Source organism: Paracoccus sp. T5 (assembly GCF_048538155.2).
Lineage (GTDB): Bacteria > Pseudomonadota > Alphaproteobacteria > Rhodobacterales > Rhodobacteraceae > Paracoccus.
This window is the reverse complement of the sequence record NZ_CM135809.1, coordinates 1,927,701-1,951,251: the sequence shown is the minus strand read 5'-3', so window position 1 is coordinate 1,951,251 and position 23,551 is coordinate 1,927,701. Positions and strand designations below refer to the sequence as shown.

The following is a 23,551-nucleotide window of genomic DNA, read 5'->3' as shown; positions in this document are numbered from 1 at the left end:
CGTTCCGGCCGTTGCAGCGCACGGGGTCTTCAGGACCCGTTAACACTTCATCAACTAATCCTCGAAGGATCACGCCGGCGTCTTTGCGTCGGCGCATGCCGTTACGGAGGATAGTCGATGAACATTGCGATCACCAACGGGCTTCTGCTGATGCCGCCGGCCTTCCGGGCGGGTCTGGGATCATGGTCGCGCACCGACGGGACCTCGGGCAGTCCCACCTGGGCCACGGCTGACAATGCATCCCTGGTGCCTGCCGATCAGGATTTCGGCGCCTGCCTGGAGATCGTCAAGCAGCAGACCACCACCAGCCTGCGCTTCATGGGCGAGACCCCGATGATTCCCGGCGTCTATCTGCGCGTCTCGGCTCGGGTCAAGGCGGTGGCCGGTGCGCTGACCAGCGTGCGCATCGCGGCCTGGGCAGGGGACGGCACGCGGAGCCGGGTGACCGGGATCACCGACACCGGACCGACCGTGGCCCTGCGCAACTATGGTCAGGTGGTCGAGGTCAGCGCCATCGTCGGCATCGGCACCCGGAAGGGCGTCGACATGCCCTGGGGCACGCGCCCGGTCTATGGCCATTTCGGGCTGGACCTGGTCGGGTCGAACGGCGGCGCGTTCCGGATCGAGTCGATCCGCATCGAGGACATCACGGCGGCCTTCGTGCCGTCGTTGCTGGATTGGGTGGATGTGCGCGACTACGGCGCCGTCGGCAACGGCGTCACCAACGACCGCGACGCCTTCATCGCCGCCGACCAAGCCAGCAACGGTGGCTGGATCGTCGTGCCCGAGGGCAATTTCTTCATCTCGGGTGATCTGTCGATCAACAGCCCCATCCGCTTCAAGGGGCGCATCAGCACGCCGGCCTCGACGCGGGTGGCATTTGTCCGCAGCTTCGATTTTCCCACCTATGCCGATGCCTTCGCCAGCGACACACTGGGCATGAAGAAGGCCCTGCAGGCGCTACTCGGGTTTACCGACCACCTGTCGCTGGATCTTTGCGGCCGCAGGGTGCTGCTGGACGAGCCGCTGCTGGTGGGGGACCTGGCGCCGACGCTCGACGGCTTTTCGAACCGGCGGGTCATCCGGAACGGCGGCCTTCAGGCCAATCCGGGTCAGGTCTGGACCACCGGGCGCTGGACCTCGTCGGCCAGCTACAGCCCCGCCAATCCCCTGATGCTGACGAATGTGGCAAACGTCGCACAGATCGAGATCGGCAGCCGCGTCATCGGCACCGGGGTCGGCCGCGAGGTCTATGTCAACGCCAGGAACGTGACCGCCGGGACGCTTACCCTGTCGCAGCCCCTGTTCGGGGGTTCGGCGACGCGCACCTACAGCTTTGAGCGTTACCGTTATCTTCTGGACCTGTCGGGCATCCGCCAGCTGGACCGGCTGAATCTGGTCGACATCGACTTCAACTGCGGCGGCATTGCCAGCGCCGTCATGCTGCCCCCGAAGGGCGAGATGATCCAGATGCGAGACTGCTATGTGACGCGGCCCAAGGACCGGGGGATCACGTCGATCGGGCGGGGCTGCCAGGACCTGCTGGTCGACAACTGCCAGTTCCTGTCCAACGACATGGACCTGCCCGCCCAGCAGCGCAGCACGATCGCCATCAACGTCAACGCCAACGACGTCAAGATCCGCAACAACCGCTTTGTCCGCTTTGCCCATTTCATGGTGGCGAACGGGGGCGGGCACATCGTATCGGGCAATCACTGGTTCCAGGGCGACGGATCGGGGCAGGGGTTGCGTTATGCCGGCCTTGTGCTGACCCAGCCGAACGTCCAGACGACGGTCAGCGGGAACTACGTCGACAATGCCTCGATTGAATGGACGAACGAGCACAGCGCATATCCGACCTTCACTAATGAAGAATACAGCTTTGGCGGCCTGACCGTGACCGGCAACACCTTCCTGTGCTCGAACACGGTGTCGTGGTTCGCCTGGATCTGTGTCAAGCCTTTCGGATCGGGGCACTTCATCCACGGGCTGAACGTGGTCGGCAACGTCTTCAAGGCGCTTTACGGCAACGTCCGGCGGATCGACCGGGTCGATACCTCGATCGCCGATCTGGACTACAACAACATGCGCAACCTGCAGTTCGAGGCGAACACCTTCAACGGGGTCGACGTCTATGTCGCCAACCCGCTGATGTATCAGCTGACGCAGAACACCGCTTCGGCCAATTGGACGACACCTGCCTTGACGGGGCTGCCCTTCCTCAGCTGGGCCAAATCGGTGCAGTCGATCGTCACCGAAACGCCGCTCTATGCCGCGGATGGCACGCGCGTCGATGCCGCGCCGACCGTCATCACCGAGATCGGCGCCGGCAAGCGCCAGCTGCGGCTCAGCTGGGCCCAACCGCTGCGGGGGCGCGTCTGCATCTATGCCCGCATGGACCGGCCGCAGTGACGGCCAGACCGCGCAGTTCCGCATCATCCGGCTAGCCTGCGGGCAGGTCGGCCGTTTCCGTCGCAGCCGCCGGCATTTTTCTGCCGGCGGCAGCTTATTGTGAATGATTTACATTATATGAGCTTTCGTGGTCAATTGATTAACAAAAATATCGTTTATAAAAAATGGCTTAACATATGTGACGATTTGTGATTAACATCTCCGCACAGGCAGCCGCGCCGTGAATTGGTGCGATCGGCAAAGCCCGGCGAGGCTGCCACATGGCTGCGAGGAGGGGATGTCATGAGCGCTGAAAACATTCAGAAACACGCAATTCCGGCAGGGTTGGACGGCGCCCATGTCGGTCCGGCGGATTACGAGCGTCTTTATGACGAATCCATCAACGACCCCGAGGGCTTCTGGGGGCGCGAGGGACAGCGCCTGGACTGGATCCAGCCCTTTTCCAAGGTGAAGAACACCGACTTCACCATGGGCCAGGTCAGCATCAAGTGGTTCGAGGACGGCGTCCTGAACGCCAGCGTGAACTGCGTGGACCGCCACCTGCCCAAGCGCGCAAACCAGACCGCGATCATCTTCGAGCCCGACGACCCCAAGACCCCGGCGCAGCACATCACCTATGCGCAGCTGTCGGAAAGCGTGAACCGCTTTGCCAATGTCCTGCTGAGCCAAGGCGTGATGCGCGGCGATCGTGTGGTCATCTATCTGCCGATGATCCCCGAGGCCGCCTATGCGATGCTGGCCTGCGCGCGCATCGGGGCGATCCATTCCATCGTCTTCGCAGGCTTTTCGCCGGACGCGCTGGCCAATCGCATCAACGATTGCGGCGCCAAGGTGCTGATCACCGCTGATACCGCCCCCCGCGGCGGCCGCCGCACCGCGCTGAAGTCCAATGCCGACGCGGCCCTGCTGCATTGTTCGGACAAGGTGCGCTGCCTGGTGGTCAAGCATACCGGCGACCAGACGACCTGGGTCGAGGGCCGGGATGTCGACGTCAAGGCGCAGATGGCGCAGGTCGCCCCCGAATGCCCGCCCCGCCCGATGGGGGCCGAGGATCCGCTGTTCATCCTCTACACCTCGGGGTCGACGGGCAAGCCGAAGGGGGTCGTGCACACGACCGGCGGCTATCTGGTCTATGCGGCCATGACGCACCAGTACACCTTCGACTATCACGACGGCGATGTCTTCTGGTGCACGGCCGACGTGGGCTGGGTCACCGGTCACAGCTATATCGTCTATGGCCCGCTGGCCAACGGCGCGACGACCCTGATGTTCGAGGGCGTGCCGACTTGGCCAGATGCCGGCCGCTTCTGGGAGGTCTGCGCAAAGCACAAGGTCACCCAGTTCTACACCGCCCCCACCGCCATCCGCAGCCTGATGGCCAAGGGACCGGAACCCGTCGAGGCGCATGACCTGTCCTCGCTGCGCATCCTGGGCACGGTCGGAGAGCCGATCAACCCCGAGGCCTGGAACTGGTACAACGAGCATGTCGGAAAGGGGCGCTGCCCCATCGTCGACACCTGGTGGCAGACCGAGACCGGCGGCCACCTGATCACGCCGCTGCCGGGCGCCACGGAAACCAAGCCCGGATCGGCCACCGTGCCCTTCTTCGGCGTGAAACCCGTGATCCTCGACGCCTCCAGCGCCGAGGTGCAGGAGGGCAATCCGGCCGAAGGCGTCCTGTGCATCGCCGACAGCTGGCCGGGGCAGATGCGGACCCTGTGGGGCGACCATGCCCGCTTCGAGGAAGCGTATTTCCAGCAATATCCCGGCTATTACTTCACCGGCGACGGCTGCCGGCGCGACGAGGACGGCTATTACTGGATCACCGGCCGGGTTGACGACGTCATCAACGTCAGCGGCCACCGCATGGGCACGGCCGAGGTCGAAAGCGCCCTGGTCGCCCATGAGAAGGTCGCCGAGGCCGCCGTCGTGGGCTATCCGCACAGCCTCAAGGGGCAAGGAATCTATGCCTATGTGACCCTGATGAACGGTGTCGAGCCATCGGACGATCTGCGCGCCGAGCTGGAGAAATGGGTCCGCACCGAGATCGGCCCCATCGCCAAGCCCGACCTGATCCAGTGGGCGCCGGGCCTGCCCAAGACGCGCTCGGGCAAGATCATGCGCCGCATCCTGCGCAAGATCGCCGAAAACGACCATGGCACCCTGGGCGACACCTCGACCCTGGCCGAGCCCGAGGTCGTCGACGAACTGATCGCCAACCGCATGAACCGCGGCTGACGATGCGACGGGGGTGCAAATCCTCCGCAACGCGTCCCGACCCCTCCGCCGGGAACCGGGACGCAATCAAAGGCAAGGGCGGAACAAGGGACGTGTCTGAACAGGGAGGGACCCAAGGACATGAGTGACAGACAATCGTCGAATGCCTATTGGCAGGCCAATCTTCGCATCATCTACATCTGCCTCGCGATCTGGGCGCTGGTATCCTACGGATTCGCGATCATCCTGCGCCCGCTGATCTCGGCCATTCCGGTCGGGGGCGCGGACCTGGGCTTCTGGTTTGCCCAGCAAGGGTCGATCCTGGTCTTCATCGTGCTGATCTTCTGGTATGCGGCGCGCATGAACAAGCTGGATGCCGAACACGGCGTGGACGAGTGAGGAGGATCCGGACATGAGCCAGTTTACCCTGAACCTGCTGTTCATCGGCGCCTCTTTCGCGCTGTATATCGGCATCGCCATCTATTGCCGGGCGAAATCCACGGCCGAGTTCTATGCCGCCAACCGCGGCGTGGGCCCGGTCATGAACGGCATGGCCACCGCGGCCGACTGGATGTCGGCCGCGTCCTTCATCTCGATGGCGGGCCTGATCGCCTTCACGGGCTATGACAACTCGACCTACCTGATGGGCTGGACGGGCGGCTACGTGCTGCTGGCCCTGCTGCTGGCGCCCTACCTGCGCAAGTTCGGCAAGTTCACCGTGCCGGAATTCATCGGCGACCGCTTCTATTCGCCGACCGCGCGCATCATCGGCGTGATCTGCCTGCTGATCGTCTCGATCACCTACGTGATCGGCCAGATGACGGGCGTGGGCGTCACCTTCTCGCGCTACCTGGAGGTGTCGAACTCCACCGGCCTGTGGATCGGTGCAGCGCTGGTGTTCTGCTATGCCGTTCTTGGCGGCATGAAGGGCATCACCTACACCCAAGTCGCACAATACGTCGTGCTGATCGTCGCCTACACCATTCCGGCGATCTTCATCTCGTTGCAACTGACGGGCAACTTCCTGCCGCAGCTGGGCCTCTTCGGCACGCATGACGCCTCGGGCGTGGCCTTCCTGACCAAGCTGAACATGCTGGTCACCGACCTCGGCTTCAACTCCTATACCGAGCATCACCGCTCGACCCTGGACATGGTGCTGTTCACCATGGCGCTGATGATCGGCACCGCGGGTCTGCCGCATGTCATCATCCGCTTCTTCACCGTCCCCAAGGTGTCGGATGCGCGCAAGTCGGCAGGCTGGGCGCTGGTCTTCATCGCGCTGCTCTACACCGTGGCACCCGCCGTCGGCGCGATGGCGCGGTTCAACCTGACCGCCACGATGTGGCCCGGCGCACTGACCGGCGACACCTACAGCCAGCCGGCCGTCTCGCTGGACCAGATCCAGACCAGCCCCGATCTGGAATGGATGCGCAACTGGCAGGTCACCGGCCTGCTGAACTGGGAGGACAAGAACGGTGACGGCCTCATCCAGTACTACAATGATGCCGCAGCCGAAGGCCCGGCCGCGGAAATGGCCGCAGCCCGGGGACTGGCCGGGAACGAGCTGACCACCGTGAACAACGACATCATGGTGCTGGCCAACCCCGAAATCGCCAACCTGCCGGGCTGGGTCATCGCCATCGTCGCTGCCGGCGGCCTGGCAGCCGCCCTGTCCACCGCCGCGGGCCTGCTGCTGGCGATCTCGGGCGCCGTCAGCCACGACCTGATCAAGGGCACGCTGCGCCCCAACATCAGCGAAAAGGGCGAACTGATGGCGGCCCGCATCTCGATGGCGGCCTCGATCCTGGTGGCGACGCTCTTGGGCCTCAACCCGCCGGGCTTTGCGGCCCAGACCGTGGCACTGGCCTTCGGCCTGGCAGCCAGCTCGATCTTCCCGGTGCTGATGATGGGCATCTTCTCGAAGCGGGTCGGCAAGGAAGGCGCGATCGCCGGCATGATCGCGGGCATGGTGTCCACGATCCTGTACATCTTCGCCTACAAGGGCTGGTTCTTCATCGCCGGGACCAACATGCTGTCCGACACGCCCGACGCCTGGCTGTTCGGCATCTCGCCGGCCTCGTTCGGGACGATAGGCGCGCTGATCAACTTTGCCGTGGCCTTTACCGTCTCGGCCATGACGCAGCGCCCGCCGGCTCATGTGCAGGAGCTGGTCGAATCGATCCGCGTCCCGCGCGGCGCCGGAAGTGCTGTCGCACACTGATCCCGAAAACCTGCCGCGTCCCGGATCGGGGCGCGGCGCTCCTCATGCAAAGGTCAGCGGGTGATGGCGCAAAGCATCGTCGACTTCATCGCCACCGTGCATCCCTATGACAGCCTGAAGCGGGACGAGCTGGCGCGGGTCGCCGGTTCCTTCAGCCGCAGGGAATTCGCCCCCGGCGACGTGATCTACCAGTTCGGCGACCGCCTGCCGGGGCTCTACCTGATCGAAAGCGGCCAGATCGCCGTCACCGATCGCAACGGCGACAGCGTCTCGCAGCTGGGGCCGCGCAATTCCTTCGGGGAACGGGGCCTGTTGCGAGATGGGGTGGCCGTGACTTCGGCGCGGGCGCTGGAGGGGGCGGTCGTCCTGATGCTGCCCCGGGCCGAGGTGACGCGGCTGATCGCCGAGCACCGGGCGGTGGCGCGGTTCTTCGACCGCGGGCGCGGACCGCTGGACCGCGGCGCCGACGTGGCCATGCTGAAGGTGGGAGAGCTGCTGTCCGGCAAGCCCCTCGGCTGCGCCCCCGAAACCCCGATCATCGAGGCCGCGCGCCTGATGCGCGATGCGGCCGCCAGCAGCATCGGCATCACCGAGGGCGGCCGGCTGATCGGTCTGGCGACCATCCGCGACATGTCGAACCGCGTCGTGGCCGAGGGCCGCGACATGCGCCGCCCCGTAGCCGAGGTGATGACCCCGGACCCGATCACCCTGGCGCCGACCGCGCTTGGCTATGACGTGCTGAACATCATGCTGGAACGGCGGATCAGCCATCTGCCGGTGGTGGCCCAGGACCGCTTCATGGGCATGATCAGCCAGACCGACCTGACGCGGGTGCAGGCGGTCTCCGCCTCGGGGCTCATCCGCGAGGTGGCGCAGTCCGACAGCATCGCCCAGATGGCCGCGGTCACCGCCCGCATTCCCGAACTGCTGGTGCAGCTGGTCCGCGCCCGCCAGCGACACGAGATCACCACCCGGATGATCACCGACATCGCCGATGCCGTCACGCGCCGCCTGCTGGACATCGTGGCGCGGGACCTGGGGCCCGCTCCGGCGCCCTGGCTTTGGGTGGCTTGCGGCAGCCAGGGACGGCAGGAACAGACCGGCGTCAGCGACCAGGACAACTGCCTGATCCTGGCCCCCGGCGCCGATCCGGACCACCCGTGGTTCCGCGACCTGGCGGCCCGCGTCTGCGCGGGGCTGGACGCCTGCGGCTATGTGTTCTGCCCCGGCGACATGATGGCGACCAACCCGCGCTGGCGCCAGCCGGTGCCGGTCTGGCGCGACTATTTCCGCGACTGGATCGCCCATCCCAGCCCCGAGGCGCAGATGCTGGCCTCCGTCATGTTCGACCTGCGCGCGATCGGCGGCGAGGCGCAGCTGCTGGACGATCTGCAGCGCGAGACGCGGGAGATGGCGTCGCGGAACTCGATCTTCGTCGCCCACATGATCGCCAACTCGCTCAAGCACCGGCCACCTCTGGGGCTGATCGGCGGCTTTGCCACGATCCGTTCGGGCGACCATCGCCACCACATCGACATGAAGCACAATGGCGTGGTGCCGGTGACCGATCTGGCCCGCGTCTATGCGCTGCAGGGCCGGATCGGCGCGGTGAACACCCGCGCCCGGCTGGAGGATGCCGAGACGCGCGGTGTCATTTCGGCCAGCGGGGCGCGCGACCTGATCGCGGCCTATGACATGATCCAGACCGTCCGGCTGGAAAACCAGGCGCATCTGGTCAAGGCGGGCCGCAAGCCCGACAACTATCTGTCACCCTCCGACCTGTCCGACTTTGAACGCAGCCATCTTCGCGACGCCTTTGTCGTGGTGCGCAGCATGCAGTCGGCCGTCGGACATGGAAAGGGAATGCTGGGATGACCGGGATCGGAACCGAACTGCTGGGGGTCATCGCCGTGGGGATCGGCATGGCCGCGCTGCTTTATGCGCTGCTCCATGCGTCTCGCAAGGCTGGGCTGACGCTGGCGCCCTGGCTGCTGCCGGCGGGGATCGGCCTGTCCATGATCGCCTATTCCGTCTGGAGCGACTATGCGTGGTATCCCCGCGCCGTGGAACGCCTGCCGCAGGGGGCAGAGGTGCTGCTGGTCGGCCGCGACAGCCAGCCCTGGGCGCCCTGGACCTATCTGGCCCCGGTCGAGGTGCGCTTTGCCGCCCTGGACCCGGCCCGGATCGTGCAGGGCGCGGACGGCACGCTGCAGGCCCCGATCATGCTGGTCGAGCGGCGGGGCCAGACGATCCTGGTGCCGCAGGACTTCGACTGCGCCGGCGGCCGCATCCGTCCCGCGCGCGGCGACTGGACCCCTGCGGCCGACGGTGATCCAGCTTTCGCGGCCGTCTGCGGCGCAGGAAAAGGGGCGGATCATGGCTGACATCCTGGTCATCGAGGACGAAGACAATATCGCCGTGGCGCTGGATTTCCTGCTGACGCGCGACGGCCACAGCCATGACCGGATGGCCACCGGCAAGGGCGCGGTGGAACGCATTCGGGACACGCGCCCCGACCTGGTGCTGCTGGACGTGATGCTGCCCGATGTCTCGGGCTACCAGATCGTGCAGGATGTGCGCGCGGATCCCGACCTCGCCGATGTGCGCGTGCTGATGATGACCGCGCGCGGTTCGGTGGTCGAACGGCGCAAGGGACTGGCGCTTGGGGCGGACGGCTTCATCGCCAAGCCCTTCGAGCTGGCCGAGTTGCGGGCCGAGATGGCCCGCCTGCTTGACGGGCCATGCTGACGCAGATGTCCTTGCGCCTGCGCGTCCTGCTGATGTTCGCGGGACTGGCGGGGGCGGCGCTGGCGATCTCGGGGGCAGCGCTGTGGATCGCGGCGCGGGGGCAGGGCACCGATGCGCTGGTCCAGGGCGGGATGGTCGCGGGATTTGGGCTGCTGGGGGCGGTCACGGCGCTGTGGTACCTGTTCGACCTTCACCTGGCGCGCCCGATCGAGAGCCTGGCGGGCGGCCTGCGCACCGGCCGCGCGCCTGACGCGGCCGAGGCACGCTATCTGGCGGACCTCGGCCCGGCCGCCCGCGATGCCGCCGAGGCACGCGCCCGCACGGCCGAGGCGCTGGCCGAGGCGGTGCAGGACCACGCCGCCGAACTGGCGCGCGAAAAGGCCAGCCTCGAGGCGATTCTGGCGGATTTCGGTGCCGGGGCGGTGATGTTCGACGCGCGCCACCGGGTGATCTTCTACAATGCCAGCGCGGCACGGCTGCTGCCGGGGCTGGCCTTGGATCACCAACTGGACCGCTATCTGCGGCCCGGCGCGCTGCGGGCGGCGCAGGCGCGGCTGGCGACCGGCGTGGGGGCCACGGACCTGGTCTGCCTGACCGCCCAAGGGGCGCGGCTGTCGGGCCGGCTGCGCAACCTGGAGGGCGGGCTGCTGCTGATCCTGCGCGACCGCGCGGTCGAACGTCCGGCCCCCCGCGCCACACTGGAGGCGCTGCGCCGGCACGCCGCCACCCTTGTGCCGATGCTGGACGCGCTGGATGGCCCGATCCCGCCGGCCCTGGCGCAGGCGATCCGCGACGAGGGGCAGGGCCTGGCCGTCGCCACGCGGGAACTGTCGCAGTTGCTGGCCAGCGACGCCCCCACCGGCACTGCCACGCTGGAGGAGGTGGCGGCTGGGTTGACCCTGGCGCCCACACCGCCCGGCCTGCTGTTCCAAGCCGAGGCCGGGCCGCTGAACGCCCTGCTGGCGATGCTGGACCGCCAGTTGCGCGGGCAGGGGCATGCGCCGACCGTTTCGGTGTTGCCGTACGCGGGCGACGAGATGCGGCTGATCCTGGGCTGGACCGGTCCCGCCGTTCCCATCGACCGGCTGGAGGCCTGGCTGACGCAGGCGCCCGATCCCGACCAGCCGGACCTGTCCGGGGCCGACATCCTGGCGGCCCATGGCACCGGCCTCTGGCCCGAGGCGGATGGCGACGCGGCGCGGCTGGTCATGCCGCTGCGGGTGGTTGCATCAGCCACGGGAACGGCGGGCGTCACCTATGATTTCGCGCTGGCGCGACGTGGCGTCGCCTCGTCCCGGCTGGCGGACCTGACCTGCGTGGTCTTTGACACCGAAACCACCGGCCTGACGCCCCAGGACAGCATCGTCCAGATCGCCGGGCTGCGGCTGGCGCGCGGCCGCCTGACCGGCGAGCGGTTTGAGACGCTGGTCAATCCCGGTCGCCCGATCCCGCCCGCCTCGACCGCGATCCATGGCATCACCGACCGGATGGTGGCCGAGGCCCCGGACCTGACGGCCGCGCTGAACGCGTTTCACCATTTCTGCGACGACAGCGTATTGATCGCCCATAACGCGCCCTTCGACATGGGCTTCCTGCGTCGCGCCAGTGCCGAGACGGGGGCGCATTTCGACAACCGCGTGCTGGACACGGTGCTGCTGTCGGCGATGGTCTGGGGGCAGTCCGCCGTCCACAGCCTGGACGCGCTGACCGAGCGGCTGGGGATCGTCATCCCGCCCGAGGCGCGCCATACGGCAATGGGCGACACCATCGCCACGGCCGAGGCCTTCCTGCGCCTGATCCCCGCCCTGGAGGCCAAAGGGATAGAGCGGTTCGAGCAGGCCGTGGACCAGGCACGCCGCCATCGCCGCCTGATCGAGGACGCCAACCTGAGCGCCTAGAGCGAGATCTGCGGCGCGTCGGGATCGATCGGCACAGGATCGACTTCGGGTTCGGGCTCCGTCAACCCCCGCAGGCCGTTGCCGATGGGCGGGGGCGGCGGGGCTCCGGCGCGGCGGCGGATGACGATGTCGCCGTTCTCCAGCCGTTCGGGCGTCTCATAGTTGCGGATGTCGTCGACCAGGACGCCCAGGTCCTGCAACGCGGGCGCCAGCCGGGCCATGGTGCCCGAGAGATCGCGGGTCAGCCCCTCGACCTCGGGGGCGGCGTCCTGCCAGAACTGCCGAAAGATCATGCCGATCCCGCGCTCGATCAGGCTCAGGCCCTCTTCGGGCTCATCGGCCGTTTGGGCCGGCGCGGGACCGGCGGCCAGGGCAGCCAGCAGCGCAAGGGGCAGGATGCGATGTCTCATGCCTGCAAAGATGGGCGGTCGGGGGCGATGTGGCAAGACCCGTCAGGCGGTTCCGGGCGTGGCCTGCGGCTGGTGCATGGTGCGGAACTTGTCCCAGGCCTCGTTCAGGCGGCGGGTGCGGGCCTCGGCCAGGCGCACCGCCTCGGCAGGAAGCCCGCGGCCGATGGCATGGTCGGGATGGCTCTCGCGCACCAGCTGGCGCCAGCGCTTGCGCGCCTCGGGCAGGGGGGTTTCGGGCGTGACGCCCAGGATCTCGCAGGGGGGGCAGCCGGCGCCGGGGTCCTGCCGGCGGCGGATTTCGGCGATCTTGGCCGGGCTGAGACCGAAGATGCGACCGACTTCATCCAGAAAGGCGATTTCTGCCTCGTGCAGGTCGCCGTCGGACACGGCAATGACGAACAACCCTTCCAGCACGTCGATCAGGACCGGATCGCCCGGGTGGAACATGCCCGCCATGCGCCGCGCCCAGGCATCAAAGCCCGCCACGTCCTGCCGGGCCAGGTCAAAGACCCGCGCGGCGTTCTTTTCCTCGGATCGGGGAATGATGAAGACGCGCCGGAAGGCCGCGACCTCGGACCGGGCGACGGTGCCGTCGACCTTGGCCAGCTTGGCGCCAAGCGCGATCACCGCGATGGTGAAGGCGACCGATCGTTCGGGCGGCGTGGCCGGGCGGTTGGTCCACAAAAAGGCCACGATCCTGTCGGCCATCCGCTGCCAGAAGCTGCGGGGCTTGGGCAGGGCGGGGCACAGGCTGGTGCAGGTTTCGGGGGTCTCGCAGCATTCCATGTCATGAGGTTATCGCCTTCTGCAGCGCGGCGATAGGGGCGGTTTGACGCGCAGGCGGCGATCAGGCCTGCAGATCCTTGCCCATCAGGACAAGGTCGTGAAAACGGCCGAATTTCCACCCGGCTGCCGGGATCCGGCCCCATTCGGCATAGCCCATTGCCGCATGGAAGGCGATCGAGGCGCCGTTCGACCCGGTGATCCCGCCGATCATCAGGCGGTGGCCGCGGGCGCGGGCGTGATCCTCCACCGCGCCCAGCAGCAGCCGGCCCAGGCCCCGGCCGCGATGGTCCGGCGCCGCGTGGATCGTGTGCTCCATGCTGCGGGCATAGCCGGCCCCGGCGCGGAACTGGCTGTAGGTCGCAAAGCCCGCGATCTGTCCGCCGGTCTCGGCCACGACAAAGGCGTGACCTGCCGCCTGGCGGTCCCCGATCAGGGCGGCGATCTCGGCCTCGCCGCGTTCGGTGGGCCAGAAGGTGATGTCGGTGTCGCGCACGATCGGGTTCCAGATCGCCCCGATGCCCGGCGCGTCATCGGGCACGGCGTCGCGCAGGATCACAGGGTCACCTCGCCCTTGAGGGTCGTCAGCGTCAGGGTCATCTCCGTCCGGGCGCCTGCCAGCATCAGCCGCCGGTCGGCCAGGTCCAGGCGTTCCAGCGGCAGGCTGAGGCACTTGAGCCGCAGGCCCCGGTCGGGCAGCAGGTCCGACGGATACGGGCCCGTGCCCCAGTCGATCAGCATCGGCTCGGCCCCGCCCCGCGGCATCTGCCCCGCCTGGGGCAGCGTGATGCGCCAGCGCAGGTCGCCCCGGCTGGCCTCGGCGATCGTCGTGCCGGAAGGCGCGACCAGCGGATGCGCACGCGCCACCCAGCCCGCGATCCGCGGCGGCCCGTCAAAGCTGTCCAGGCCGAACCAGCGGGGCCGGCCGGGCGGCGGCGCCTCGGGATCGACCGCGATCAGTTCCAGATATTCGCCGGCGCCGAGCGACAGCAGCATGTTGTGGGTGCCAAGGGTCGAGTGCTTGCCCCCCGGCTCGGGTGCGACGCCAAGCCGGTCATGCAGCCACTCGGCCCCCTCGGTCAGGGACCGCGCCGCGATGGCCACGTGGTCAAAGGCGAGGGTCACCCGCGATGCGCGCCCGCCGCCAGGTCGCGGACGAAGTCCAGGATCTCGGGAACGGGGCGGCCTTCGCCGATCTGCTTGACGATGGCGCTGCCCACCACGCAGCCGTCGGCGATGCCGGCGATCTGTTCCGCCGCATCGGGGGTCGAGATGCCGAAGCCCACCACCACGGGCAGCCCGGCCGAGGCGCGGATGCGGGCGACCTCGGGCGCGATCTCGGCCGCATTGGCCGAGGGGCCGCCGGTGATCCCCGTGACGCTGACGTAATAGACGAAGCCCGAGGTGTTCCGGATCACCGCCGGCAGGCGACGGTCGTCGGTGGTGGGGGTGGCCAGGCGGATGAAGTTCAACCCCGCCCGCGCAGCCGGCAGGCACAACTCGTCATCCTCCTCGGGGGGCAGGTCCACGACGATCAGCCCGTCCACGCCCGCCTCGACCGCGTCGGCCAGGAACTTCTCGACGCCGCCGACCCGGGCATAGATCGGGTTGTAATATCCCATCAGCACGACCGGCGTGGTCGTGTCCTGTTCCCGAAAGGCGCGCAGCATCTCCAGCGTGCGGGTGACGCTGCCGCCCTGGGCCAGGGCGCGCTGGCCGGCGGCCTGGATCGTCGGGCCATCGGCCATCGGATCGGTGAAGGGCATGCCCAGTTCGATGATGTCGACACCCGCGCCGGGCAGGCCGCGCATGATCTGCAGTGCCGTCGCCTCGTCGGGGTCCGATGCCATCATATAGGCCACGAACGCCTTCTTTCCCTCGGCCTTCAGCTGTGCAAATCGGTCGTCGATCCTGGTCATGTCCGTCCCCGTATCCTTTGCGCCCAGCACTAGCGGCGAAAGGACCCGGGTGCAATGCGGCGCAGGCTGGACTTGGCCGCCCGGCGCGCGTAACAGACGCCCGTAATTCAGACGGGAAAAGGGTGCTGGCATGGGCTTTCGCATGGGGATCGTCGGGCTGCCGAATGTCGGCAAGTCCACGCTGTTCAACGCGCTGACGAAGACGGCCGCCGCGCAGGCCGCGAACTTTCCCTTCTGCACGATCGAGCCGAACGTGGGCGAGGTCGCGGTCCCCGACCCCCGGCTGGACAGCCTGGCGCAGATCGCCGGCAGCAAGCAGATCATCCCGACCCGCATCACCTTCGTCGACATCGCTGGCCTGGTGAAGGGCGCCAGCAAGGGCGAGGGCCTGGGCAACCAGTTCCTGGCCACGATCCGCGAGGTGGACGCCATCGCCCATGTGCTGCGCTGTTTCGAGGATGGCGACATCACCCATGTCGAGGGTCGCGTCGATCCGCTGGCCGATGCCGAGGTGATCGAGACCGAGCTGATGATCGCCGACATGGAATCGATCGAGCGGCGGCTGGCGAACCTGGCGCGCAAGCTGAAGGGCGGCGACAAAGACGCGGCCGACCAGCAGCGGCTGCTGAAGCAGGCGCTGGAGGCGCTGGAGGCGGGCCGCCCCGCGCGCACCATCGCGGTGTCCGAGGATGACCGGCGGCCCTGGGACATGCTGCAGCTGCTGACCGCCAAGCCGGTCCTCTTCGTCTGCAACGTGGCCGAGGACGAGGCCGCCAACGGCAACGCCCTGTCGGACAAGGTCCGCGAGATGGCCGAGGCGCAGGGCGCGGGCCATGTGGTGATCTCGGCCCGCATCGAGGAGGAGATCAGCCAGCTGGACGCCGAGGAGGCCGAGCTGTTCCTGGGCGAGATGGGGCTGGAGGAGCCGGGCCTGGATCGCCTGATCCGCGCCGGCTATGCGCTGCTGGGCCTGCAGACCTATTTCACCGTCGGCCCCAAGGAGGCCCGCGCCTGGACGATCACCAAGGGCACGCTGGCCCCGCAGGCGGCAGGCGTGATCCACGGTGATTTCGAGAAGGGCTTTATCCGGGCCGAGACCATCGCCTATGACGACTATATCGCCGGCAAGGGCGAGGCCGGCGCGCGCGAGGTCGGCAAGCTGCGCGTCGAGGGCAAGACTTATGAGGTCAAGGACGGCGACGTGCTGCATTTCCTGTTCAACGGCTGACCGTAACGGGCATCGCGACAGGGGGCGGGCCGTGTGGCCCGCCCTTTTTCGTTCAGTAATAGGTCAGTTCGGTCGCCTTGCCGCGGAAGACCGTATAGGCCAGCACCGAATAGCCGATGATGATCGGCAGCACGACCAGTGCGCCCACCAGGATGATGATCAGGCTTTCGGGCGCGGCGGCGGCCTGGTAGATGGTCATCTGCTCGGGGACGACATAGGGATAGAAGCTGTAGGCCAGCCCCCCGAAGGCCAGCACGAAGAGGGTCGAGGCCAGCCAGAAGGGCGCCCAGGCCATGCGGTCGCGCTCCATCGGCAGGCGGTGCAGGACGCGCCACAGCGCCACGATCAGAACGGCCGACAGGACCGGCAGGGGGGACAGCAGCGCGATCTCGGGCCAGCCGAACCACTTGTCCCAGATGCGCGGGCTGACCAGGGGCGACGCGGCCGAGATCGCGGCCACCCCCGCCGCCAGCCCCCAGATGCCGCGCCGCGCCCAGAGGATCGCGCGCGCCTGCAGCACGCCCTCGGTCTTGCCGATCAGCCAGGTGGCGCCGATGAAGCTGAAACCCACGGTCAGGAAGACGGCCGTCAGCAGCGCGAAGCCCAGGTTCGCCCAAGTCATCTGCAGACCCGTGACATAGAGCCCCAGCATGAAGCCCTGCGCCAGCGAACTGGCCAGGCTGCCCGCGAAGAAGGCCTTGTTCCAGGCACCCCGGTGATGCGTGGGCGCCTTGACGCGAAACTCGAAGGCGACGCCGCGCAGGATCAGCCCGACCAGCATCACCGCGACCGGCAGATAAAGCGCCGTCAGGATGATGCCGTGGGCCACCGGAAAGGCCACCAGAAGGATGCCGATGGCCAGCACCAGCCAGGTCTCGTTCGCATCCCAGAAGGGGCCGATCGAAGCGACCATCCGGTCGCGTTCGTCCGGGGTGGCGAAGGGAAAGAGCAGCCCCACCCCCAGGTCGAAGCCGTCGAGGACGACATAGACCAGGATCGCGCCCCCCATCAGCAGGGCAAAGGCGAAAGGCAGCCAGGTGGTGGGGTCGCCGAAAAGCGTCATCATGGGATCACTCCGCAGGCTGAAGGGCGCGCAGGCCGGCATCGGCGGTCGGCACGTCCGGGGTCAGCGGGCGGTGCCGCGCGGCCTGGCGCGCAAGGAAGGTCAGCGTGGCCAGATAGGCCAGCATCAGCATCGCATAGACCAGGAGGTAGGCAACCAGGGTCGAGGCGACCATGCCGCCCGTCACCGGTCCGACCGCCTGTTCGGTGGTCAGCACGCCGGTCACCAGCCAGGGCTGGCGGCCGATCTCGGTCACGTACCAGCCGGCCAGGGTCGCGACCCATCCCGAAAAGCCCATGCCGATGAAGGCATAGATCCAGGGGCGGGGCAGGCCCTCGATCCCGCGACCGCGGCGCATCAGCCACAGAGAGGACCAGGACAGCAGCAGCATCGCCATGCCGATCCCGACCATTACCCGGAACGAGAAGAAGACCGGGGCCACGGGCGGATGCAGGGGCGAGCCGTCGGCGGCCAAGAAATCGTTCAGCCCCGGCACAACGCCCTCGATGTCATGCTTGAGGATCAGCGAGGCAACGCCCGGCAGCGCGATCTCGGCCCGGTTCTCGCGTGCGTCCTCATCGGGCAGCGCGAAGAGTACCAGCGGCACGCGGGACTGGGTGTCCCAGTTGGCCTCCATCGCGGCAACCTTGGCGGGCTGGTGTTCCAGCGTGTTCAGCCCGTGCATGTCGCCGGCCAGGATCTGCATCGGGATCAGGACCGCGCCAAGGGTCGCGCCAAAGCGCAGGGTGGCCCGCACCTCGTCCCCCCGGTCCCCCCAGAGCCAGCGCAGCGCCGAGAGACCGGCGATCAGGAAGGCCACCGTCAGCCCGGAGGCCAGCAGCATGTGGACCAGCCGATAGGGCAGCGACGGGTTGAAGACGATCGCGAACCAGTCGGTCGCGTGGACCACGCCGTCACGCAGCTCGTATCCCGCCGGGGTGTGCATCCAGCTGTTCAGCACCAGGATCCAGAAGGCCGACAGCGTCGTCCCGAAGGCCACAAGGAAGGTCGCGGTCGTGTGCAGCCAGCTGGGCACGCGGCGAAAGCCGAAGAGCATGATCCCCAGGAAGGCGGCCTCCAGGAAGAAGGCGGTCAGGATCTCGTAGGCCAGAAGCGGCCCCGCAATATTGCCCACGGCCTCCATGAAGCCCGGCCAGTTGGTGCCGAACTGAAAGGACATGGTGATCCCCGACACCACCCCCAGGGCAAAGGACAGCGCAAAGACCTTTACCCAGAAGCGATAGGCGTCCATCCACTTCTCCGCGCGCGTCGCGTTGAAGCGCAGCTTGAAGAACAGCAACACCCAGCCCAGGGCGATGGTGATGGTCGGGAACAGGATGTGGAAAGAGATATTCGCCGCGAACTGTATCCGCGACAGCAGAAGCGGGTCCATGAGGTGATCTCCGGTCAGGATGGCGGGTGGAGGGTCAGGAGGGTTTCTGGCGGCGGATCGGGATCAGCCGGCCGGCCCCGTCCACGATGCGGCCAAGGCGCGCGCCCATGTTCAGCAGGGCGACAAGGCGCTCGGTCTCCATATGCGCCAGGTCGTCGTGGAACCGGGTCATCTGCTCGATCAGCTGGCGCAGTTCGGCCATGCGCGCATGGGCCGCGGCATCGGCGGGGCCGGGCTGGGTCATTGTCAGTTCGCGCAGCTTGGTCAGGGTCGGGTCGATCTCGCGCTTGCGCCGTTCGGCGATCAGGCAGCGCACGATCTCCCACAGGTCATCGGGCGTGGTGAAGAACTCTCGCCGGTCGTCGGGCTGGTGGCGCAGGCGGACCAGGTTCCAGCTTTGCAGCTCCTTCAGGGCCATCGACACGTTCGAGCGGGAAAAGCCCAGGGCGCCCACGATGTCGTCGGCGCAGAGCGGCTGGTCGGACAGGAACAGCAGGGCATAGACCTGGCCCACGGTGCGGTTGATGCCCCACCTTGAGCCCATCTCGCCGAAGTGGAGGATGAATTCTTGTCGCAGGGTCGAGATGGTCATCGCGCTTTTCCGTTGTTTCAGGAATTACTGAAACAGAGATAGACCAGCTGCGGGCGAACCCAATGGTGCGGGATGTCGCATGCCTGTCGCGCCGGACCCCAAACGCAAACTGCCCCGCCGGTGAGGGCGGGGCAGCGTCCGGTCATGTCGTGAGGCGGATCAGTTGCTGATGACGGAGCAGTCCTGCGACCGGCTGATCATCCGTTCGCAGGCCAGTTCGGCATGACCCTTGGACAGGTTCACGAAGCGCGGCTCGAAGCCGCGATTGGTGTTGGCCACGTGACGACGGGCCTTTCCGAAGATGCCGCCGTCCTGAAGCGCCAGGCCCAGAAGCAGACGGTCGGCCTCGGCCTGCGACTTGTAGAGGCCAAGCGAGACGCCCCAGTTGCGGCCACTGTCGGTGGGGCGGCGGACCACCTCGAGCGCGGCCGGATCGCTCAGGTCGCCCTCGCCCATGGCGGCAAGAATCACCGTTTCGGAGCGGGGCTTGGGGGCGGGCGAGGTAACCAGCGACAGGCTGCCAGCCGGGGCCTTGGTCGCGGCCGCGACCGCCGGGTTCGGCTCGGGCTCGGCCGCGGCGACCGCCGCGACGCTGGCGCTGCGGCGTGGCGAGGGCTGGGGACGGGTGGAGGCTGCCAGCACCGGCACCGCGAGGCTGGCGGAGCTTGCCGGCGCGGGATCGGAGGCCACGGCGGCGGCGATGGCCTGTTCCACCGCTTCGGCCTTGCTGCCGGGGCGCGACTTGGGCCGTGGACTGCTGGCCAGTGCGACGGCGGCCGGGGTGGCAGGGGTCGCGCCTTCCGTCGCGCGGCGCAGCGCCTCGGTCAGGTCCACCTGTGGGGCGGCGGGTGCCGCCGCCACGAGCGAGGCCGCCTCGGCCGGACGCGAGACCGGGGCAGGGGAGGCATTCAGGACCATCCGCTGCGGTTCGGGCTGGGTTGCGGCGGGGGTGGCGGCCACCTGGGCGCGCCGCGTGGTCCCCTGGACCAGCAGGCGAGGCGGCTGGGGACGGACTTCGCGAACGCGGTCGGGAATGCGGGTGAAGCTGCTGTCCAGCAGTTCCGCCATCACCTGGTTGCGGTGCGCGGTCGAGGTGCCGCCGAAGACCGAGGCGATCAGCCGCTTGTTGCCGCGCTGTGCCGAGGCGGTCAGGTTGAAGCCGGCGGCGCGGGTATAGCCCGTCTTGATGCCGTCGGCGCCGTTATAGGCGTCCAGAAAGCGGCGGTTGGTCGAGGCGACCTGCGCGATCCCCGCATCGGCCGAGCGGCGCGAGAACAGATTGTAATACTGGGGAAAGTCGTAGAACAGGTGACGGCCCAGCACGCTCATGTCATGGGCGGTCGAATAGTGCCCGTCACGGGTCAGACCATGCGCGTTGCGGAACTGCGAATTGGTCATGCCGATCGCGCGGGCCATCTGGGTCATCTGCTGGGCAAAGGCCTCCTCGGACCCGGCCAGACCTTCGCCGATCGTGGTGGCAGCGTCGTTTGCCGACTTGATCGCGGCGGCGCGGATCAGATAGCGCAGCTCGATCTGCTGTCCGGCGCGCAGGCCCAGCTTTGACGGCGGCTCATTGGCGGCCTTGGACGAGACGGTAAATTTGGAATCGAGCCGAACCCGGCCGCTCTCGATGGCGTTGAAGGCCATGTAGAGCGTCATCATCTTGGTCAGCGAGGCCGGGTGAAGCCGCGTGTCGGAATTCTGTCGATAAATCGGCTGCCCGGTGCGGGCGTCCATGACATAGGCCGCAAAAGGGGCCGCGGCGGCCGGCAGGCCCATGATCGTCGCGGCCATCAGCGCAAGGCTCCACAGCCGGAAAGCGGTAAGGAATCGGGTCACTGTCGCTGTCTCTCTGCCTCAAGCGGGTGTGTCATTTGTCGCACCCCGTCGTTAATGACATGACAATAGCACGGGTGAATATTCCGTGAAACCGGCCAATCGAACTTATTTTCCGCTTCCGGACAGGGGGCTGCGCGGGTCCGCGGGGCAGGGGGGCTTTCATCCGCGGCCGATTGCGCTATATTTTTCCACAGCACGGCCGCCTTTCCGGGGCGGCCGCTTCGTCGCAGCATTCAGGAACGACCGTAGACCCGATGACGCACTGGATGACCGATCCCGAAAACCCCGATGATCAGTCCGATCTGGCGGTCAAGCCCCGCAGCCGCACGCAGCGTCCGCCCATGTACAAGGTGCTGATGCTGAACGACGACTTCACGCCGATGGAGTTCGTGGTCCATGTGCTGGAGCGGCTGTTCCACATGACCCATGCCCAGGCCATCGAGATCATGCTGACGGTTCACCGCAAGGGCGTGGCCGTCGTCGGGGTGTTTTCGCATGAGGTCGCCGAGACGAAGGTCGCCCAGGTGATGGAGCTGGCACGCCGCCAGCAGCATCCCCTGCAATGCACCATGGAAAAAGAGTAATCGCGTGACCCAATCACGACTGGACCTGGCCTTCCCGGACGGCCATCCCGGGGGCGAGGTGCTGTTCATCGGCGCGCAGGCCGCCGACGACCTGTCCCCCCTGGACCCGCAGCATCTGCAGATCGCCCAGGGAAATTTTCCCGACCATCATGGCTTGGCGGCGCGCGGCTATCGCGTGGCTGCGGATGTCGACGGCAGCTTCGATGCGGCCATCGTGCGACTGCCGCGCGCCAAGGCCCAGGCGCGGGCGCGGATCGCGGATGCGGCCGGACGGCTGCCGCAGGGCGCGGATCTGTGGATCGACGGGCAGAAGACGGACGGGATCGACGCGATCCTGAAGGAGATGCGCGCGCTGGCCCAGGTCAGCGACGTGATCAGCAAGGCGCATGGCAAGATCTTTCGCGTCACCGTCCCGGCCGGCGACTGGCTGCCGGGCGACTGGCGCGCCGCTGAGCGTGAGGTCCTGCCCGGCTTTGTCACCCGCCCCGGCGTGTTTTCGGCGGATGGCGTCGATGCGGGGTCGCGGATGCTGGCCGACCATCTGCCCGACCGCCTGCCGACGCGCATCGTCGACCTGGGCGCGGGCTGGGGATGGCTGGCGGCGCAGGCGCTGAAGCGCGACAGCATCACCGAACTGCACCTGGTCGAGGCGAACCATGCCGCGCTGGAATCGGCGCGCCGCAACGTCACCGATCCCCGGGCGCGGTTCCATTGGGCCGATGCGCGCGACTTCAGCCTGCGCGAGCCGGTGAACGGGGTGATCATGAACCCGCCCTTCCACGAGGGGCGGCAGGCGGATCCGCGGCTTGGCGGCGCCTTCATCGCGACGGCCGCGCGCCTGCTGACCGGGGCCGGGCGGCTGTGGATGGTGGCGAACCGCCATCTTCCGTACGAATCAGTCCTGTCCGAACATTTCGGCCAAGTCCATGAGATCGCCGGCGACAGCCGCTTCAAGGTGATCGAGGCCACCGCCGCCGGCAAGGGCAGCGCGACGCAGCGCAAGGGAGGCCGCCGATGACCCTGTCGATCCAGGGCAAGGTGGCGATCGTGACCGGCGCCGCCCGCGGCGTGGGCCTGGCGATCGCGCGCCATTTCGTCGAACGCGGCGCCTCGGTCATGTTCGCCGATGGCGACGAGGCGGCGCTGAACTCGGTCGTCTCGGACTATGAGGACGGCGGCGGCCAGGTCCGTCGCTTTGCGGGCAACATGTCGGAAAAGCTGGCGATGGCGAACCTGCTGTCGGCGACGCTGGACGCCTTTGACCGGGTGGACATCCTGGTCAACGCGCATCGCTTCGTGCGCAGCAGCGACCCGCTGGACACCGACATGGACGCGCTGGAGGAGATGCTGCGCCAGAACATGCTGGCGGGCCTGCGCCTGTCGCAGATGGTGGCCAAGCGCATGATCAAGCAGGCCGAGGGAGAGGGTCCCGCGGCGCAGTCGGGCGCCATCGTGAACATCTCGACCCTGGCGGCGCGGCGGCCGGTCCTGTCGATGCTGGGATATTCCATCGCCTGCGCCGCACAGGAACAGGCGACGCGCGGACTGGCGCTGGCCCTGGCGCGGCACCGGATCCGCGTGAACGGGGTCAGCTTCAGCAGCGTCATGTCGCACGAACTGCAATGCGCGCTGAAGGAAGACCCCGACAAGCGCGCCCAGATCATTGCTGGAACGCCCCTCGGCCGGATCGCCCCTGCCGATGAGCTGTCGGAGACGGTGCATTACCTCGTCAGCGATGGCGCGCGCTTTGTCACCGGCCAGATCATCACGGTCGATGGCGGCCGCAGCCTGGGCGACCCGGTGACGGCACAGGTGCTCTAGGGGGTTCAGCCTTCCTGCGGGTAAGCCGCACGGCAGGCGTCGATGGCCGCGTTGGCGCTGCGCGACAGGGCGGCTTGGCGGGCGGCAAGGTTGTCGCGCTTGCGCATTTCCGCCTGCGGGTCGATCGCCACGCGATAGCGTTCATTGTCCGCATAGTCGCGCCAGCAGCCATAGGTGGTGACGGCGGTACGACCATCCTTGTCCCGCCGCAGCGCCTCGCACTGGCCAAAGCGCGACCGCACGACCTGGCGTTCCTCCCAGGCATAGCCGCGGGCCAGGTTGCCCTCGACCTCGGCCAGAAGGGCGCTGACCTGCCGGTATTCGCTGGTGTTGCGGCTGATGCACTGTTCGCGGGGCGTGCCGCAGGCGGCCAGCGTCAGGGGCAGGGCAGCCAGAAGGCCAAGGGTGGTGTTGCGGCGCATG

22 protein-coding genes are annotated in these 23,551 nt (G+C 67.8%); 12 read left to right on the top strand and 10 right to left on the bottom strand.

Going from position 1 to position 23,551, the window contains the following annotated elements:
* Positions 1–117 precede the first annotated feature (117 nt).
* The 8 genes from ACNR9W_RS09620 to ACNR9W_RS09585 all read left to right on the top strand — a co-directional run bounded on the left by ACNR9W_RS09620 (position 118) and on the right by ACNR9W_RS09585 (position 11,496).
* On the top strand, positions 118–2,412 hold the full coding sequence (locus tag ACNR9W_RS09620; protein ID WP_419267555.1) for a glycosyl hydrolase family 28-related protein: 2,295 nt from the start codon (positions 118–120) through the stop codon (positions 2,410–2,412).
* Positions 2,413–2,694: 282 nt separating this feature from the next.
* Complete coding sequence (acs, locus tag ACNR9W_RS09615) at positions 2,695–4,650, top strand: acetate--CoA ligase (RefSeq protein ID WP_419267556.1); 1,956 nt, start codon at positions 2,695–2,697, stop codon at positions 4,648–4,650.
* A gap of 120 nt (positions 4,651–4,770) precedes the next feature.
* Positions 4,771–5,028 carry a DUF4212 domain-containing protein gene (locus tag ACNR9W_RS09610; protein ID WP_419267557.1) on the top strand — a complete coding sequence of 86 codons (258 nt, stop codon included), beginning with the start codon at positions 4,771–4,773 and terminating at the stop codon, positions 5,026–5,028.
* 13 nt (positions 5,029–5,041) lie between these two features.
* Positions 5,042–6,850 (top strand): sodium:solute symporter family protein, encoded by a 1,809-nt coding sequence (locus ACNR9W_RS09605; RefSeq protein ID WP_419267558.1) that lies wholly within the window; start codon positions 5,042–5,044, stop codon positions 6,848–6,850.
* 63 nt (positions 6,851–6,913) lie between these two features.
* Entirely contained in the window at positions 6,914–8,725 is a 1,812-nt protein-coding gene (locus ACNR9W_RS09600) for a putative nucleotidyltransferase substrate binding domain-containing protein (protein ID WP_419267560.1), read from the top strand.
* Positions 8,722–9,234 (top strand): hypothetical protein, encoded by a 513-nt coding sequence (locus ACNR9W_RS09595; RefSeq protein WP_419267561.1) that lies wholly within the window; start codon positions 8,722–8,724, stop codon positions 9,232–9,234. Before ACNR9W_RS09600 ends, ACNR9W_RS09595 begins: the two co-directional genes overlap by 4 nt.
* A complete protein-coding gene (locus ACNR9W_RS09590; protein ID WP_419267563.1) occupies positions 9,227–9,598 on the top strand; it encodes a response regulator transcription factor in 372 nt (123 codons plus the stop codon). The genes ACNR9W_RS09595 and ACNR9W_RS09590 overlap by 8 nt, the downstream gene beginning before the upstream one ends.
* Entirely contained in the window at positions 9,592–11,496 is a 1,905-nt protein-coding gene (locus tag ACNR9W_RS09585; RefSeq protein WP_419267565.1) for an exonuclease domain-containing protein, read from the top strand. The genes ACNR9W_RS09590 and ACNR9W_RS09585 overlap by 7 nt, the downstream gene beginning before the upstream one ends.
* Here ACNR9W_RS09585 and ACNR9W_RS09580 read toward each other — a convergent pair.
* The 5 genes from ACNR9W_RS09580 to trpA form a co-directional block, all read right to left on the bottom strand.
* Entirely contained in the window at positions 11,493–11,906 is a 414-nt protein-coding gene (locus ACNR9W_RS09580; RefSeq protein WP_419267566.1) for a hypothetical protein, read from the bottom strand. The two genes, ACNR9W_RS09585 and ACNR9W_RS09580, sit on opposite strands and share 4 nt — an antisense overlap.
* Before the next feature lie 42 nt (positions 11,907–11,948).
* Positions 11,949–12,692, bottom strand: coding sequence for a TerB family tellurite resistance protein (locus ACNR9W_RS09575; protein ID WP_419267567.1), 744 nt, complete (start codon positions 12,690–12,692; stop codon positions 11,949–11,951).
* A gap of 61 nt (positions 12,693–12,753) precedes the next feature.
* Positions 12,754–13,248: a GNAT family N-acetyltransferase gene (locus tag ACNR9W_RS09570; RefSeq protein WP_419267568.1), complete on the bottom strand. Its 495-nt coding sequence runs from the start codon at positions 13,246–13,248 to the stop codon at positions 12,754–12,756.
* Positions 13,245–13,814 (bottom strand): VOC family protein, encoded by a 570-nt coding sequence (locus ACNR9W_RS09565; protein WP_419267569.1) that lies wholly within the window; start codon positions 13,812–13,814, stop codon positions 13,245–13,247. The genes ACNR9W_RS09570 and ACNR9W_RS09565 overlap by 4 nt, the downstream gene beginning before the upstream one ends.
* The gene (gene trpA, locus ACNR9W_RS09560) at positions 13,811–14,608 is read right to left on the bottom strand and encodes a tryptophan synthase subunit alpha (protein ID WP_419267570.1); all 798 of its coding nucleotides are present in this window, start codon (positions 14,606–14,608) and stop codon (positions 13,811–13,813) included. The genes ACNR9W_RS09565 and trpA overlap by 4 nt, the downstream gene beginning before the upstream one ends.
* A 130-nt stretch (positions 14,609–14,738) precedes the next feature.
* Between trpA and ychF the strand changes: the two genes are divergently transcribed.
* Positions 14,739–15,836, top strand: coding sequence for a redox-regulated ATPase YchF (gene ychF, locus ACNR9W_RS09555; protein WP_419267572.1), 1,098 nt, complete (start codon positions 14,739–14,741; stop codon positions 15,834–15,836).
* Positions 15,837–15,888: 52 nt separating this feature from the next.
* On the opposite strand, the gene ACNR9W_RS09550 is transcribed toward ychF, so the two are convergent.
* From ACNR9W_RS09550 to ACNR9W_RS09535, 4 genes are all read right to left on the bottom strand, one after another.
* Entirely contained in the window at positions 15,889–16,899 is a 1,011-nt protein-coding gene (locus ACNR9W_RS09550) for a cytochrome d ubiquinol oxidase subunit II (protein WP_419267789.1), read from the bottom strand.
* A gap of 7 nt (positions 16,900–16,906) precedes the next feature.
* Positions 16,907–18,292 carry a cytochrome ubiquinol oxidase subunit I gene (locus ACNR9W_RS09545; RefSeq protein WP_419267573.1) on the bottom strand — a complete coding sequence of 462 codons (1,386 nt, stop codon included), beginning with the start codon at positions 18,290–18,292 and terminating at the stop codon, positions 16,907–16,909.
* Positions 18,293–18,326: 34 nt separating this feature from the next.
* The gene (locus tag ACNR9W_RS09540; RefSeq protein ID WP_419267574.1) at positions 18,327–18,884 is read right to left on the bottom strand and encodes a GbsR/MarR family transcriptional regulator; all 558 of its coding nucleotides are present in this window, start codon (positions 18,882–18,884) and stop codon (positions 18,327–18,329) included.
* Positions 18,885–19,043: 159 nt separating this feature from the next.
* Complete coding sequence (locus tag ACNR9W_RS09535; protein ID WP_419267575.1) at positions 19,044–20,723, bottom strand: serine hydrolase; 1,680 nt, start codon at positions 20,721–20,723, stop codon at positions 19,044–19,046.
* Between the two features lie 266 nt (positions 20,724–20,989).
* On the opposite strand from ACNR9W_RS09535, the gene clpS reads away from it, so the two are divergent.
* The 3 genes from clpS to ACNR9W_RS09520 are packed head-to-tail and all read left to right on the top strand — an operon-like array spanning position 20,990 to position 23,128.
* The gene (gene clpS / locus ACNR9W_RS09530; RefSeq protein WP_111298145.1) at positions 20,990–21,307 is read left to right on the top strand and encodes an ATP-dependent Clp protease adapter ClpS; all 318 of its coding nucleotides are present in this window, start codon (positions 20,990–20,992) and stop codon (positions 21,305–21,307) included.
* A gap of 4 nt (positions 21,308–21,311) precedes the next feature.
* Positions 21,312–22,325 (top strand): methyltransferase, encoded by a 1,014-nt coding sequence (locus tag ACNR9W_RS09525; RefSeq protein WP_419267576.1) that lies wholly within the window; start codon positions 21,312–21,314, stop codon positions 22,323–22,325.
* Positions 22,322–23,128: an SDR family NAD(P)-dependent oxidoreductase gene (locus tag ACNR9W_RS09520; RefSeq protein ID WP_419267577.1), complete on the top strand. Its 807-nt coding sequence runs from the start codon at positions 22,322–22,324 to the stop codon at positions 23,126–23,128. The genes ACNR9W_RS09525 and ACNR9W_RS09520 overlap by 4 nt, the downstream gene beginning before the upstream one ends.
* Before the next feature lie 5 nt (positions 23,129–23,133).
* Here the strand turns inward: ACNR9W_RS09520 and ACNR9W_RS09515 are convergent, their stop codons facing one another.
* On the bottom strand, positions 23,134–23,550 hold the full coding sequence (locus tag ACNR9W_RS09515) for a hypothetical protein (RefSeq protein WP_419267579.1): 417 nt from the start codon (positions 23,548–23,550) through the stop codon (positions 23,134–23,136).
* Position 23,551: the final 1 nt, after the last annotated feature.